Consider the following 14,056-nt stretch of genomic DNA (forward strand, 5'->3'; position numbering starts at 1 on the left):
AAAAAGAATTTCCGACACAGGAGAACTAGTGCTCGAGTCCACAACCTTCGATGAGCTTCGCATCGGCCTGGCGACCGCAGACCACATCCGCGCGTGGTCCTACGGCGAGGTCAAGAAGCCCGAAACCATCAACTACCGCACCCTCAAGCCGGAGAAGGACGGTCTCTTCGGAGAGCAGATCTTCGGCCCGTCCCGTGACTGGGAGTGCGCCTGCGGCAAGTACAAGCGCGTCCGCTTCAAGGGCATCGTCTGCGAGCGCTGCGGCGTGGAGGTCACCAAGAGCTCCGTCCGTCGTGAGCGCATGGGTCACATCGAGCTCGCCGCTCCCGTCACCCACATCTGGTACTTCAAGGGCGTGCCCTCGCGCCTCGGCTACCTGCTGGACATGGCGCCGAAGGACCTCGAGAAGGTCATCTACTTCGCCGCGTACATGGTCATCTCGGTTGACGAGGAGGCCCGTCACCGCGACCTGGGCACCCAGGAGAACAACATCCGTCTCGAGCTGAAGACGCTCGGCGACCGCCGCGACGCGAAGATCGCGGAGCGCCTGGCGAAGCTGGAGGAGGAGCTCGCGGCCCTCGAGGCCGAGGGTGCCAAGGCCGACGCCAAGAAGAAGGTCAAGGACGCCGCCGAGAAGGAGATGTCGCTCATCCGCAAGGGTGCCGACGAGGCGATCCTGAAGCTGGAGCGCGTGTGGGAGGACTTCCGCACGCTCGAGGTCGGTGCCCTGCGCCCGGAGGACGACGTCTTCCACGAGCTGCAGGACCGCTTCGGCCAGTACTTCGAGGCCTACATGGGGGCCGAGGCGATCCAGCGTCGCCTGGCCGCGTTCGACCTGGCCGCCGAGGCCGAGAGCCTGCACCTGCAGATCTCGGAGGGCAAGGGCCAGCGCAAGATCCGTGCGATCAAGCGCCTCAAGGTCGTCAACTCGTTCCTCGAGACCGGCATGAGCCCGGCCGCGATGGTGCTCGACGTCGTCCCGGTGATCCCGCCGGAGCTGCGTCCGATGGTCCAGCTCGACGGTGGCCGCTTCGCGACCTCCGACCTGAACGACCTGTACCGCCGCGTGATCAACCGCAACAACCGTCTCCGTCGCCTGATCGACCTCGGTGCCCCCGAGATCATCGTCAACAACGAGAAGCGGATGCTGCAGGAGGCCGTCGACGCGCTGTTCGACAACGGCCGCCGCGGTCGCCCGGTCACCGGTACCGGCAACCGCGCCCTGAAGTCCCTGAGCGACATGCTCAAGGGAAAGCAGGGTCGCTTCCGCCAGAACCTGCTCGGCAAGCGTGTCGACTACTCGGGCCGTTCGGTCATCGTCGTCGGCCCGCAGCTCAAGCTGCACCAGTGCGGTCTGCCCAAGCAGATGGCGCTCGAGCTCTTCAAGCCGTTCGTCATCAAGCGCCTGATCGACCTCGGTCACTCGCAGAACATCAAGGCCGCCAAGCGCGCCGTCGAGCGCACCCGTCCCGAGGTCTGGGACGTGCTCGAGGAGATCATCCGCGAGCGTCCGGTGCTGCTGAACCGTGCACCCACCCTGCACCGTCTCGGCATCCAGGCGTTCGAGCCGCAGCTCGTCGAGGGCAAGGCCATCCAGCTGCACCCGCTCGTCTGCGCGGCGTTCAACGCCGACTTCGACGGTGACCAGATGGCTGTCCACCTGCCGCTGTCGGTCGAGGCTCAGGCCGAGGCCCGCGTGCTCATGCTCGCGTCGAACAACATCCTGAAGCCGTCGGACGGCCGTCCGGTCACCCTGCCCTCGCAGGACATGATCATCGGTCTGCACCACCTGACCACGGTCAAGGCCGGCGCCAAGGGCGAGGGCCGTGCGTTCGGCTCCGTCGGCGAGGCACAGCTCGCGTACGACGAGGGCACGCTCGACCTGCAGGCGAAGGTCCGCATCCGCATCCCGGGTCTGGCCTTCCTCGAGGGCGAGGCTCCCGAGGGCTACGAGAAGCACGGCCTGGTCGACGCTTCGCTGGGTCAGGCGATCTTCAACGACGCGCTGCCGAAGGGCTACCCCTTCGTCCGCGAGCAGGCCGACAAGGGCAAGCTGTCGCAGATCGTCAACAAGCTGGCCGAGGAGTACCCCAAGGTCGAGACGGCCGCCACGCTGGACCGCATCAAGGATGCCGGTTTCTACTGGGCGACCCGTTCGGGTGTGACCGTCGCGCTGAGCGACATCCTCACCCCGCCGAATAAGGCGGAGATCGTCGCGGGCTACGAGAAGCAGGCCGCGAAGGTCCAGTCCCAGTACGAGAAGGGCCTCACGACCGACGCCGAGCGTCGTCAGGAGCTCATCAAGATCTGGACCGAGGCGACCGACGAGGTGCAGGCCGCGATGAAGGCGCACTTCCCGGAGGACAACACCATCAACCGCATGGTGTCCTCCGGCGCTCGTGGTAACTGGCTGCAGATCCGGAACATCGCCGGTATGCGTGGTCTGGTGAACAACCCCAAGGGTGAGATCATCCCGCGTCCGATCATCTCCTCGTACCGCGAGGGTCTGTCGGTGGCGGAGTACTTCATCGCGACGCACGGTACCCGTAAGGGTCTGGCCGACACCGCTCTGCGTACCGCCGACTCGGGTTACCTGACCCGTCGTCTGGTGGACGTCTCGCAGGACGTCATCATCCGCGAAGAGGACTGCGGCACGTCGAAGGGCCTCGAGCTCCCGATCGCCGCTCCGAACTCGCAGGGTGAGCTGGTGCGCGACGCGAACGTCGAGAACTCGGTGTTCGCCCGTACGCTGGCCTCCGACGTGGTGAACGCGTCGGGCGAGGTCCTGGCCGCGGCCGGCGACGACGTGGGTGACGTGCTCATCGACAAGCTGGTCGCCGCGGGCGTCGAGACCATCAAGGTCCGCTCGGTCCTGACCTGCGACTCCGCCGTCGGCGTGTGCGCGCAGTGCTACGGCCGTTCGCTCGCGACCGGCAAGACCGTCGACATCGGCGAGGCCGTCGGCATCATCGCGGCCCAGTCGATCGGTGAGCCCGGTACCCAGCTGACGATGCGTACCTTCCACACCGGTGGTTCGGCGTCGGCGGATGACATCACGCAGGGTCTGCCCCGTGTGCAGGAGCTGTTCGAGGCGCGTACCCCCAAGGGTGCATCGCCGATCGCGGAGGCCGACGGCCGCATCACGATCGACGAGACCGAGAAGGCCAAGAAGGTCATCCTCACGCCCGACAACGGCGACGAGCCCGTCGTCTACCCGGTGCTGAAGCGTGCCACCCTCCTCGTCGAGGACGGCCAGCACGTCTCGGTCGGTCAGCCCCTGCAGGTCGGCACGCTCGACCCCAAGGAGGTCATGCGCGTCATGGGTGCCCGCGAGGTGCAGAAGTACCTCGTCGGCGGCGTCCAGGGCGTCTACCGCTCGCAGGGTGTGCCGATCCACGACAAGCACATCGAGGTCATCGTCCGCCAGATGCTCCGCAAGGTCACCGTCGTCGACCACGCCGACACGACCCTGCTGCCGGGTGAGATGGTCGACCTGAAGCGCTACCAGCAGATCAACCGCGAGGCCGTGGCCGAGGGCAAGCGCCCCGCGTCCGGTCGCCCGGAGCTGATGGGTATCACGAAGGCGTCGCTCGCGACCGAGTCGTGGCTGTCCGCTGCGTCCTTCCAGGAGACGACCCGCGTGCTCACGCAGGCCGCCATGGAGGGCAAGCGCGACCCGCTGGTCGGTCTCAAGGAGAACGTGATCATCGGAAAGCTCATCCCCGCCGGAACCGGTCTCTCGAAGTACCGCGACGTCACGGTCGAGGCCACCGAGGAAGCCAAGAGCGAGCGCTACCCGAACCGGATCTTCGCATCCGACGGCGCGTACGCGGACGGCGACTTCGGCTACGTCGACTTCGACGCGTTCTCGACGGACGACATCACCCCCGGTACCTACAACTGAGGTGTGAGTGAGTGAACGAAGGCCCCGGGGTTCTCCCCGGGGCCTTCGTCGTCCCTCGGCGCGGTCGGGTGTGCACAGCTTCGGAGATCCGGCGCGGCGCGCCGCCGGTGGGGCTCATCCCTCGGGGTGTCGGGTGTCATCTCCGAAGCTGTGACCGGGGCGGGCGCGGTAGGGTCGGCGAGTGACCACTGAGACTTCCCCCGGCGGCGCGGCCGTCGTCATCGGAGACGCCCTGATCGACGAGATCCGGGATGAGGCCGGCGTCCGCGAGTTCGTCGGCGGAGCCGCCCTGAACGTCGCGGTGGGGCTGCGCCGGCTCGGAATCCCCACGACGCTCATCGCGATGGTGGGGGAGGACGTCGCCGGCGCGCACATCCGCGAGTATCTGGCCGATCACGGCGTGCGGCTGATCGCGAGCGCGGCACCGCACGGGTCGTCGCGGGCCGTCGTGACCCGGACCGCGAACGGCGAGCCGAGCTACGTCTTCAACCGCGCGGCCCAGGAGCGGACCGTCCGGTACTCCGACGACGCGAAGGCTGCCATCGCCGGCGCGGACATCGTCGCGGTGAGCTGCTTCCCCTTCGATGTCCCGGCCGAGGTCGAGGCCCTCGCCGCCGCGGTGGAGGGCGCGCGGCTGGCGATCGATCCGAATCCCCGCACCGGGATGCTGTCCGACCGCGAGGAGTTCGTCCGCGGCTTCGAGCGGCTGGCCGCGCGGGCGGACCTGGTGAAGGTCGGCGCCGACGATGCCGACGTGCTCTATGACGGCGACCTCGACACCCTGCGCGCGCGGCTCCGGGGCCTCGGCGTCACGGCGGTGCTCGCGACGGCCGGAGCGGACGGCGCCGTGCTCGAATCGGACGCCGGGTCGGTCTCGGCCCCCATCTCGGCGCTGCCGGGTCGGGTGGTCGATACCGTGGGCGCGGGGGACGCGACGCTCGCCGCCGTCGCCGCCGGACTGGTGGACGGTGCCCCGGAGGCGGTCGAAGGATGGTCCGCCCTGCTCGAGCGCGCGATGGATGTGGCCGCCGCGACCTGCCGCGCCGAGGGCGGGCTGCTGCGCACGCCGGAGTCGCTGGCCGCCGCCGACCGCGGCGTGCACGGGAGCTGACGCCTCGATTTCTCGCGCCCGCATCCGGCAGGTATGATTGTTCTTCGTGCCCCCGGTTGGCTGTTCAAGTCGGACGGGTGCGCTCTGGCGAGTTACCCAAGTGGCCAAAGGGATCTGACTGTAAATCAGCCGTCTTCGACTTCGGGGGTTCGAATCCCTCACTCGCCACCACGGAAGCCCCCGCTCGCGGGGGCTTCTCCCGTTCCCGGCCTCACCTCCGCGCCGAGTTCCTAGACTGGTGCGATGCGACCTCTCACCGAAGCCGACGTCCGGGCCTCGTTCGTGAACGCGGACGCCGACGAGCTGCGCGTCATGGAGATGCCGCACGACTTCCTCCTCGTGGACTGGGACTACCTCGACTTCTTCGCCTGGCGCGACCCGAGTGCCGGCAAGCGCGGCTACGTCCTCATCCCGCACGAGGGGCGTGTGGTCGGGGTGGTGCTGCGGGCGTCGGAACCAGGGCGCGGGCGCTCGGGCATGTGCAACATCTGCCACACGATGCAGCCGGGCAACCAGGTGGCGCTGTTCGCGGCGCGACGCACGGGAGAGGCGGGGGAGCGCGGCGACTCGGTCGGCACCTACATCTGCGCCGATCTGTCCTGCCACGAGAACGTGCGCCTGGCGCATCCGCTCGCACCGAACGAGATCCGGGCGGCGGGACAGGTCGACTTCCGGCTCGATGGCACCCGGCGACGGATGGAGCGGTTCGTGGCGCGCGTCTGGGAGGGCGCCTGAGCGCGACTAGCCTGGAGGCATCCGCCTGTGCTCGAAGGAGAAGCCATGAGTGATGCCATCCTGTTCGCCGTCGACGAGGGGATGGCGCGGCTCACGCTCAACCGTCCGACCCGCCTCAACGCCTTCAACGCCGATCTGGCGTACGCCTGGCGGGATGCGACCGTCGAGGCGACGTCGCGCGACGACGTGCAGGCCATCCTCATCGACGCGGCGGGACCGGCGTTCTGCGCGGGCGGCGACGTGATCGACATGGCGACGACCATGGGGTCGTCCGGGGCGGAGATCACCGCGCTGGCGGAGGTCATCAACACCGGGATCCGCGCGCTCACGGAGTCGAGCGTGCCCGTGGTCGCCGCGGCGCACGGGACGACGGCCGGTGGCGGACTCGGCATCCTGCTCGCCACGGACTACGCGGTGGTGGGCTCGCGGTCGCAGCTCGGGAGCCTGTACGCGAACATCGGCCTCACGCCCGACCTCTCCGTGTCAGCCCAGCTCGCGCGGGCCGTGGGTCAGCGCCGTGCCCTCCAGCTCGTGCTGCAGGACCGGCTGCTCACGGCCGCGGAGGCCCTCGACTGGGGCCTGGTGGCCGAGGTCGTGGAGGGCGAGGACGGCAGGACGGAAGCCGACCGGGTCCGTGCGCGGGCCGAGGAGATCACGCGGTTCTGGCTCGCCGGCGCCGCCGACGCGTACGGGCAGGCCAAGCGGCTGGTGCGGTCGCAGCCGGAGCGCACGTTCGCCGAGCAGCTGAGCGAGGAGGCCCGGTCCATCGGCGCCGCCCTGGAGACCCCGGACGCACAGGCGCGGGTCGCGGCCTTCGCGGCGGCCTCCGCGAAGAAGGCCGGCTGACCCTTCCTCCCCAGACCTCGGTCGGTCCCCGATCTCCTTCGCACTCGAGGGAAGCCGGAACAAGCGGGCCCGCGCGTGGCAGGATGAAGGCATCGCCGCTCGACGAGAGGATCCCCATGTCCCATCCGGACACCGCCCGGCTGCAGCCGCAGGGTGACAAGAAGAACATGTCGCTGCTCATCAGGGGCTCGCTGTGGGTCGCGATCGGCGCCCTCATCGCCGCGGCTCTGGTCTGCGTCGTGTGGGTCCTGGTCGGTGATCAGAACGGCCTCATCGGTCGCGCCTTCCTCACGATCCTCCTGCTCGCCGCCTTCGCCGGGATCGCCATCCTCGAGGCGGGCCTCGCGCCGAACCGGCCGGACTGGCTCCAGCTCGCGAGCATGGTCTCCTGGGTCATCGCGCTCCTCGTCGGCCTCGTGAAGATCTGGCTCCCGGAAGACGGGCTCTACTTCGGCGCGGAGCGCTTCTTCCAGCTGCTGCTCGTGATCGGGATCCTGCAGCTCGCACTGCTCCATGTGCGGCTCTTCACCCGTGCCGCGCAGCGCCATGTCACGACCTTCACGAAGGTGATCCACATCGTGACGATCGTCTTCCTCGGCGCCCTCGTCGCCCTGCTGGTCTTCTTCCTCGCGTTCCCCAACACCTTCGACTACACCGAGCTGTACTGGCGCATCGTCGTCGCCCTCACGATCCTCGTCGCCGTCGGCACCACGCTCATTCCGCTGCTCAACGCCCTGTTCGCGCCGAAGAAGGCTCCTGCCGCCCGGCCGGTCGCCTCCGCACCGTCCTGGCCGACCTACGCCGACGGGATCACGCCCCTCCCGGTCCTTCCGGACGGGAGCCCGGACTGGAATGCGTTCTACACGGGGTACCCCTCGACGGCTCCCCAGGCCCTGGGTCAGGCGCCCGCCGCGGGGTTCCCCGTGGCGACCCCGCCCCTGGCGCCGACGGCTCCGGCCCTTCCGGACTTCGCGGCGCCTCCCGCTCCTGGCCCTGTGCCTCCCGCGCCCGACCTGCCGGCGCCGCCGCAGCCGGCGTCGCCCTCGTCGGCACCTGCGCAGCCGGCGCCGCCGCAGCCCGCTCAGCCCACCCAGGGTGAGCCCCCGGCCTTCCCGCCGCCGCCGCCCGCACCCTCGCACCCGGCGCCGTGATCGACGCTCTCGAGCTCAGCGCGCTGGCGACGGAGATCGCCGAGGAGGCGGGTGCGCTCGCCCGTACCCGACGCCGGGAGGGCGTCCGGCTCGCGGCGACCAAGTCGACGCTCGCCGACATCGTGACCGAGGCGGACCGCGAGGTGGAGGCGCTCATCCGCGAGCGACTGCGCGCGGCGCGGCCGGCGGACGGTTTCCTCGGCGAGGAGTCGGGGGCGGCCACCGGCGACAGCGGCATCACGTGGGTGGTCGACCCCATCGACGGCACGGTGAACTACGCCTACGGCATCCCCGCGTACAACGTGAGCATCGCGGCCGTCAGCGGCCCTCCGGAGCCCGACGCATGGGAGGCGCTGGCCGCCGCCGTGCACGCGCCCGCCATCGGCGAGACCTTCGCGGCCGCTCGCGGGCACGGTGCCTGGTCGGACGGCGTCCGGCTCGCGGTGACCGCGGTGACCGACGCCGGGGCACTCCTGGCGACCGGGTTCGGCTACGACCCGGCGACGCACGACGGCGACCTCGCGACGGTCCGCCGGGTGATGCCCATCGCCCGGGATCTCCGCCGTATGGGTTCGGCGGCCCTGGACCTGGCCTACGTGGCGGCGGGCCGACTGGACGGATACTTCGAGCGCGGCCTCAAACCGTGGGATCACGCGGCGGGTGCCCTGCTCGTCCAGGAAGCGGGTGGGCGCGTGAGCCGGATCGACCGGGAATCGCCGCGGCCCTTCCTGATCGCGGGTGGCGTGACCGTGCACGACCGACTCCGGGATATCCTCGATGAGGAAAAACCCTGACCGGTCCATGGCTTTCACAGGAGGATCGGGGTAGTGTTTACCCGATCGTTACTTTCACCACCCGAAGGTGAGAGTTGTCATTGCGCCCCCGAGCATCACGAACGACCGAGAGATTAGCTTTGCCCTTCGAGAACCCCCAGGCTGCCGCTGCGCCCACGCGCCGGTCTAGCCGCCCTCGCACTGCGGCCTCCGAGGCCTCGGCGAGCGGGTCGACGGCACCCCTCGCTGACGCGGAGACCGTGATCGCCCTCGCTGCTGTCATCCCCCTGTCCCGTCGCGCCGCGCGTCAGCGCCAGGCCGAGGTGCCCCCGGTGCCGGTCGCACCCGAGGAGCCCTTCATCGCCGCGGCTGCGCCCGCCATCGCCGATGTCCCCGCGGTGCCCGTCGTCGCCGAGATCGTCGAGAAGTCAGAAGACACCGTCCCGGTCGAGGACATCGCCCCGGCATCCGAGCCCTTCGTCGCCGAGGCTGACGCCGAGGGCGACGCCTTCGAGCGCGCCTCCCGCGCCTTCCGCGAGACCGGCTCCATCCCGACGCCGTCGGCGTCCCGCCGTTCGGCTTTCGTCGCGAACGCCGCATCGCAGACCGCGCCGAAGATCGATACCGCCGGCCTCGCGGCCGTCGGTCCTCGCCGCACCCGCCGCATCCGCAAGACCCTCGCCGCCGGTGCCACCGTCGGCGCGATGGGGCTCGCCGGACTCCTGGCCGTGTCCATGACCCTGCCCGCGGAGGCCGTCGCGGCCGCCCAGGGCGGATCGCTCGCCTCGACGTCCCTCGTCACGGCGGCTGCCGCCGATGCGGCAGGCTCGGCGGACGACGAGATCCAGGCGTTCGTCGCGCCGTCCGGCGTGCAGAACGAGCCGCTCTCGCGGGCCGACAACTTCAGCACGGTCTCGCTCGTCGAGGTCGCCGCCGAGCAGGGCATCAACTACTCCGGCGAGATCTTCACGAACGACCCGGACGCCGCCATCCAGTGGCCGTTCCTCGTCGGCGTGGGCATGAGCTACGGCTACGGCATGCGCAGTGGCCGCCTCCACGAGGGCATCGACTTCGTGCCGGGCAACGGCGCGCCCATCCAGGCGATCGCCGACGGCACCGTCCGCATCGCGACCGAGCAGGGCGCCGCCTACGGTGTCACGGTCTACATCGACCACGTCATCGACGGCTCGGTCATCACGAGCCACTACTCGCACATGCAGTACGGCTCGCTGCAGGTGAAGGCGGGCGACAAGGTCAAGGTCGGCGACATCGTCGGCAAGACCGGTAACACCGGCCGCTCCTACGGGGCGCACCTGCACTTCGAGCTCATCGTGAACGGGACGACCATCGACCCGATGCCGTGGCTCAAGAAGAACGCCGGACGCACGTCGCTCACCTCGGAGGAGTGACCGTCTCGATTTCATGAGGACGCCACAGTGATGGTATTCTCGTGTGGTTGCCCCGCGAGGGGCAGCACGCCCCGATAGCTCAGTGGCAGAGCACTTCCATGGTAAGGAAGGGGTCGTCAGTTCAATCCTGACTCGGGGCTCGGAGTTCGCATCTGCGATGCGGATGCCGTGCGGCAGGGTAGCTCAGTTGGTGAGAGCGCACGACTCATAATCGTGAGGTCGCGGGTTCAAGCCCCGCTCCTGCTACAAATCCCCCTCCTAGTCTCGACTAGCGAGGGGGTCTTTGCGTTAAGCCGTAGCCTACGTCCGTGTAGCCGATTGTGTAGCCCATCACGATTTCACGCGTGCGAGGCCACGAAATGGTACTGGCCGGCGCCCATCCTTGACCTGACGTAGGTCACCCCGTGTAGGCGGGTTAGCGCCCTCGCCTCGTACGCTCGCACAAGCTTCGGTTCCACCCCCAGCTCCTCTGCGATCGCGTCCACGGACGGATCGAGACGCTCGGCGCGCATGTAGGCATCCGGGGCGATCAGCAGACAGGCCGCGTAGTAGTCGGCCGCAGCCTCGAACTTGGGGTTGCCGTAGCACTGGTGGTCGTAGAACGCATGCCCGAGCTCATGCGCGAGTACCGTGTCCCGCTCCACCGGCGTCAGTTCGTAGTCGTAGACAACCTGCTTTGCGGAGGCGTCGTAGTAGCCCCGCTGCGGCCCGTCGATGTGGGCCGCGTGAACGGATACACCCAGCGACGCTGCATGGGCGATCAGTTCCTTCATATATCAGTCCTTGGGTCCAGTTCGAGGGTCGTCATCGGCTGCGGCGTTCATGGGCGGCTTCACGTGCCCCAGGTAGGTCACATTGTCTGCGGGGGACACGGGGCCGCTAGGAGTGACTGTAGGCGCGCCGTCAGACATCGGGCCGTCTCCTCGGTGCTCCGCAAGCAACTTCTCGATGCCGCCATAGTCCTCGAGCGCTTCATTCACGATCTTCAGCGCAGAGACACCGACGACTTCTGCGATCCGCTCAAGCTCAGAGACGGTGATCTCGTTCTGACCCTCTTCGCGACGCTTGAGGTTGGCCTCCGGGATGCCGGTCGCCTCGGCAAAGCTTGCCCGCGTGTGGGATGCCTTTACGCGCTTGGACTTCACGACGCGTCCAAGGCAGACGTCGAACTGACTGATGACTTTCACTGGGCGGGCCATGCCGCCAGTCTAAACCGACTTCGGGTCTTGATTGGCCGAAAACTACTCACATGTGCTTGCGTTGGTCGAACAAGACCTGTTACTGTCTTTCCATGACCAACACGAACCCATCCAGGAGAAGGCCCCTTCAGGCTGAGGATGCTTCGCTTACGACCGCCGGTCGCCGCGAAGCCCACGTGCTGGCGCGTTCCATGAGGGATGCGCCCGTGCGTGGGCTTCTGGTGGCCGGCGGTCTTCGTGGTTTCCGCCCAGAAGACCTGATCGAAGGCGCCGCATGATCACCCCCGTCCTCGACAAGCTCGCCTATTCCATTCCGAACTTCGCGAAGGCCGTCGACCTTTCCATCGAGAAGGTCCGTCAGCACATCGCGCGCGGCGAGTTGGTCCCGTCCTACGTGGACTCGAAGCCGCTAATCATGCGCGAGGAAGGGGAGCGGTGGCTTCGCTCCCGACCAGCAGAGAAGGTATCCGCCGGCTGATCACCGTCATCTGATCCGGCTGGTAGGTCGCACTGATCTACCCGCTACTCGGTGCACCCAAAAACGGGGGCACGACTACATCACAACTGAAACCCGGGCTATCCCCTCGTGGCAGAACATGATCCGGGCCAATTGAACAGCACTGACTAGTGAAGATACGCCCCTCCCACGCCATTGGGTGGGGGACGCCGGAATCGACCGGAACCGCGACGAATGGACGGGCCCCAGGCAGGGGAGTGGCCGCCCGCGAGGAACGCAGCTAGGTGGGTGTGGAGTTTTAGCTGAGGGACGGCTGAACGAACATGGTCGGGCATTGAACGCGTTTGCGGAAGGAGTGCTGGACGAACCGTGTCGGGTCGTGAAGGCTGGTAGCCCTGAATGGTTGCAACTGACGTTCGATTCGTCAGCAGGGCACGGAGGTGGCGGTATGGCCAGTAGCGGATTTTGTGAGCGTCCGGCTTGCGTCGGTAAGACGGCGCATAAGGCGTCTCGTTGTCCTCGCAAGCCGGTGAAGGCGAAGAAGCTGCGGGAGAAGCCTTCCGAGGTCACCGCGAGCGGGCATGCCCGGTGCGGCGTGTGTTCCTCTCTGGTGCGGGTTGTTATGCGAAACGGCGCGCCAGTCGGATTCGAGAAACACACGTACCCGTCAAGCAAGGAGCGGTGCCCCAACGGCACGCAGCCGGTCGAGAAGGGCGCCAAGGCGAAGCGCAGCCACCGCGGTAAGTCGGTGAGGGCGATCGGCGGAGGTCTGCCCACCCTGGGTAAGCACTAGTCGCAAAGAGATACGAAGACCGGCACGCTCCGCGTGGCCGGTCTTTTTGCTGCCTGCGTGGGCTGAGAAAGGGGGGTCTGTCTATGACTCTTGCGAACATGGCGACGGGGGAAGTCGTCAAGTCAATCACCGAGGCTGATGTTGACGCATCAATTGAACGCGTCCGCCGCCACGCCGAATCCATCTGGGATGAGTGGGCCTGGCAGGTGGAGAACCGCACATGGGAGATCAAGGGCTACGCATCCTGGGACGAGATGCGCCATGCCGAGTACACCAATTTGAACGGCGTGCAAGCGCCACGGGCTGAGCGTCCGGAGCTGATCGCGCGGTTCAGACAAGCAGGCCTCACCCAGAAGGAAACAGCGGGGACGCTCGGTGTCGGCATCAACACTGTCGCCCGGAACGAGCCCGCGGATTTGAGGGGGCAACGCGGTCCAGAGAAAACCCCCCAAGTGGGGGGTTTCGAGGAAGAAGTGATCGACGCCGAGATCGTCGAAGACGATCGGCCCACGCCGGAGGTCAGGCACAGCGACACCGATTCGGCGACGGTCTCGTTCATCAACGACCTGCGCGGCCCTTGGTCGCGCGGCATCACACAGACAGCAAGACGCATGACCCCGCAGGCCCGATCGTTTCTGATCGATGCCCTGCAATCCACGCTCGACCAGATCAGGGAGATTCACCATGAGCAGTCCGAAGTTTGATGCGAAGATCCGGTTTCGGATCAAGGGGCAGGAGGCGCTGCCGAAGTGGCAGCGTGAAGCAATCCGCAAGGGTATGGAGTCGCAGGACGGCCCACCCGAGGCGCTTCGCTTCCAGTGCCGAATCGCGATGGATGCCCGCGAGGTGTTCGAGCGTGTGGAGCTGCCGGATGGGAGCTTTCTGACCTTCAACGACAAGAAGGTTCGCCCCCAGTTCGGTAAGAACCGCGACGGGCAGGCGTACCTTACGGTCACCCTCACCCACAGCACCACGGGAGACTCCTATCGCGTCAAGTGGATCGGCGATGCAGTTCCCGAGGCCATGCAGCGAACTGCTGTCGCTCACGACAAGGGCCTCAAGGTGGGCGCGAAGGTCGTGCTACTCGACATGGCGAAGGCGCAGATCACTCCGTCGCATGTCGCCAACGGCAAGGCGCACCGTTCGGCTCGAGACAACGCTGCTGAACGGAAGCGCCGGAACGAACTCAGAGCGGCGGGCGTTGCGGTCTCTTCGCGTGCTCCACGGCACTGTGCGCGAATCACGGACAGCGACCTGATCTCGGCCTAGTTGTCGGCTCGTGCGTGCGCTCACAGATCGGCGCACGGGCACTTGGTTTTCCCTGCACCGCTGGGGTGGTTGTGGGGGTGTGCGTGGTGTGGGGCTGCGTGCATGGGGTGGGGGTTCGGGTGCATGGGGTTACCCGAACCCCCGCAAGACACTCACTAGAAGGAGCGAACAAGCATGTACACGATTCCCGATAGCCACATGAAGCCGTTCTTGGTTGTTCACTGCGTCGAATGCGGTAGTGAACATGCTCCGATCCGTACCTGCTTGGAGGATGAGCGAGATGCCTAATTGGTGGTGTCGCCGCCGTCGGGATAGGCGTTTGCGGGTTGCGGGGTTCCTGGTCGAAACGGCCGCCTACCAACGCGCACTACACAAGGAAGGCCACTGAACATGGCGATCAACGAAGAGT

The 14,056-nt window shown here is 67.6% G+C and carries 13 protein-coding genes and 3 tRNA genes; 14 read left to right on the forward strand and 2 right to left on the reverse strand.

The features are described 5' to 3' along the window. Positions 1-28: 28 nt before the first annotated feature. The 10 genes from rpoC (at position 29) to AB0300_RS15555 (ending at position 10,175) form a co-directional block, all read left to right on the forward strand. Positions 29-3,904 carry a DNA-directed RNA polymerase subunit beta' gene (gene rpoC / locus AB0300_RS15510; protein WP_025104410.1) on the forward strand — a complete coding sequence of 1,292 codons (3,876 nt, stop codon included), beginning with the start codon at positions 29-31 and terminating at the stop codon, positions 3,902-3,904. 181 nt (positions 3,905-4,085) lie between these two features. After that, complete coding sequence (locus AB0300_RS15515; protein WP_303708471.1) at positions 4,086-5,015, forward strand: PfkB family carbohydrate kinase; 930 nt, start codon at positions 4,086-4,088, stop codon at positions 5,013-5,015. Positions 5,016-5,101: 86 nt separating this feature from the next. Then, positions 5,102-5,186, forward strand: a tRNA-Tyr gene (locus AB0300_RS15520). 72 nt (positions 5,187-5,258) lie between these two features. Then, on the forward strand, positions 5,259-5,750 hold the full coding sequence (locus AB0300_RS15525; protein ID WP_025104408.1) for an FBP domain-containing protein: 492 nt from the start codon (positions 5,259-5,261) through the stop codon (positions 5,748-5,750). 45 nt (positions 5,751-5,795) lie between these two features. Beyond that, on the forward strand, positions 5,796-6,596 hold the full coding sequence (locus tag AB0300_RS15530; RefSeq protein WP_338565486.1) for an enoyl-CoA hydratase/isomerase family protein: 801 nt from the start codon (positions 5,796-5,798) through the stop codon (positions 6,594-6,596). A 116-nt stretch (positions 6,597-6,712) separates the two neighbouring features. Further along, positions 6,713-7,747: a hypothetical protein gene (locus AB0300_RS15535; RefSeq protein WP_283399010.1), complete on the forward strand. Its 1,035-nt coding sequence runs from the start codon at positions 6,713-6,715 to the stop codon at positions 7,745-7,747. Continuing rightward, positions 7,747-8,541 (forward strand): inositol monophosphatase family protein, encoded by a 795-nt coding sequence (locus AB0300_RS15540; RefSeq protein ID WP_025104405.1) that lies wholly within the window; start codon positions 7,747-7,749, stop codon positions 8,539-8,541. Before AB0300_RS15535 ends, AB0300_RS15540 begins: the two co-directional genes overlap by 1 nt. Before the next feature lie 239 nt (positions 8,542-8,780). Then, positions 8,781-9,929 carry a M23 family metallopeptidase gene (locus tag AB0300_RS15545; protein WP_366216354.1) on the forward strand — a complete coding sequence of 383 codons (1,149 nt, stop codon included), beginning with the start codon at positions 8,781-8,783 and terminating at the stop codon, positions 9,927-9,929. 68 nt (positions 9,930-9,997) lie between these two features. Beyond that, positions 9,998-10,069: transfer RNA gene (locus AB0300_RS15550), tRNA-Thr, on the forward strand. 32 nt (positions 10,070-10,101) lie between these two features. Next, a tRNA-Met gene (locus AB0300_RS15555) sits at positions 10,102-10,175 on the forward strand. A gap of 92 nt (positions 10,176-10,267) precedes the next feature. Here the strand turns inward: AB0300_RS15555 and AB0300_RS15560 are convergent. Together AB0300_RS15560 and AB0300_RS15565 are read right to left on the reverse strand one after the other, a co-directional pair. Beyond that, positions 10,268-10,702, reverse strand: coding sequence for an ImmA/IrrE family metallo-endopeptidase (locus AB0300_RS15560; protein ID WP_366216355.1), 435 nt, complete (start codon positions 10,700-10,702; stop codon positions 10,268-10,270). A 3-nt stretch (positions 10,703-10,705) separates the two neighbouring features. Beyond that, a complete protein-coding gene (locus tag AB0300_RS15565; protein WP_366216356.1) occupies positions 10,706-11,128 on the reverse strand; it encodes a helix-turn-helix transcriptional regulator in 423 nt (140 codons plus the stop codon). A gap of 92 nt (positions 11,129-11,220) precedes the next feature. Between AB0300_RS15565 and AB0300_RS15570 the strand changes: the two genes are divergently transcribed. The 4 genes from AB0300_RS15570 (at position 11,221) to AB0300_RS15585 (ending at position 13,647) form a co-directional block, all read left to right on the forward strand. Beyond that, positions 11,221-11,406: a hypothetical protein gene (locus AB0300_RS15570; protein WP_366216357.1), complete on the forward strand. Its 186-nt coding sequence runs from the start codon at positions 11,221-11,223 to the stop codon at positions 11,404-11,406. Beyond that, positions 11,403-11,606 carry a hypothetical protein gene (locus AB0300_RS15575; RefSeq protein ID WP_366216358.1) on the forward strand — a complete coding sequence of 68 codons (204 nt, stop codon included), beginning with the start codon at positions 11,403-11,405 and terminating at the stop codon, positions 11,604-11,606. Before AB0300_RS15570 ends, AB0300_RS15575 begins: the two co-directional genes overlap by 4 nt. An 855-nt stretch (positions 11,607-12,461) precedes the next feature. Further along, complete coding sequence (locus AB0300_RS15580; protein WP_366216359.1) at positions 12,462-13,082, forward strand: hypothetical protein; 621 nt, start codon at positions 12,462-12,464, stop codon at positions 13,080-13,082. Further along, complete coding sequence (locus tag AB0300_RS15585; RefSeq protein WP_366216360.1) at positions 13,063-13,647, forward strand: hypothetical protein; 585 nt, start codon at positions 13,063-13,065, stop codon at positions 13,645-13,647. Before AB0300_RS15580 ends, AB0300_RS15585 begins: the two co-directional genes overlap by 20 nt. Positions 13,648-14,056: the final 409 nt, after the last annotated feature.

The sequence above is a fragment of the Microbacterium sp. NPDC078814 genome, from assembly GCF_040702645.1.
Lineage (GTDB): Bacteria > Actinomycetota > Actinomycetes > Actinomycetales > Microbacteriaceae > Microbacterium.

Bases quoted from the DNA above. Each gene is read 5' to 3' on its own strand.
- AB0300_RS15525 (WP_025104408.1), top strand. From the start codon at position 5,259: ATGCGACCTCTCACCGAAGCCGACGTCCGGGCCTCGTTCGTGAACGCG.
- AB0300_RS15530 (WP_338565486.1), top strand. From the start codon at position 5,796: ATGAGTGATGCCATCCTGTTCGCCGTCGACGAGGGGATGGCGCGGCTC.
- AB0300_RS15535 (WP_283399010.1), top strand. From the start codon at position 6,713: ATGTCCCATCCGGACACCGCCCGGCTGCAGCCGCAGGGTGACAAGAAG.
- AB0300_RS15560 (WP_366216355.1), bottom strand. From the start codon at position 10,702: ATGAAGGAACTGATCGCCCATGCAGCGTCGCTGGGTGTATCCGTTCAC.
- AB0300_RS15565 (WP_366216356.1), bottom strand. From the start codon at position 11,128: ATGGCCCGCCCAGTGAAAGTCATCAGTCAGTTCGACGTCTGCCTTGGA.
- AB0300_RS15570 (WP_366216357.1), top strand. From the start codon at position 11,221: ATGACCAACACGAACCCATCCAGGAGAAGGCCCCTTCAGGCTGAGGAT.
- AB0300_RS15575 (WP_366216358.1), top strand. From the start codon at position 11,403: ATGATCACCCCCGTCCTCGACAAGCTCGCCTATTCCATTCCGAACTTC.
- AB0300_RS15580 (WP_366216359.1), top strand. From the start codon at position 12,462: ATGACTCTTGCGAACATGGCGACGGGGGAAGTCGTCAAGTCAATCACC.
- AB0300_RS15585 (WP_366216360.1), top strand. From the start codon at position 13,063: ATGAGCAGTCCGAAGTTTGATGCGAAGATCCGGTTTCGGATCAAGGGG.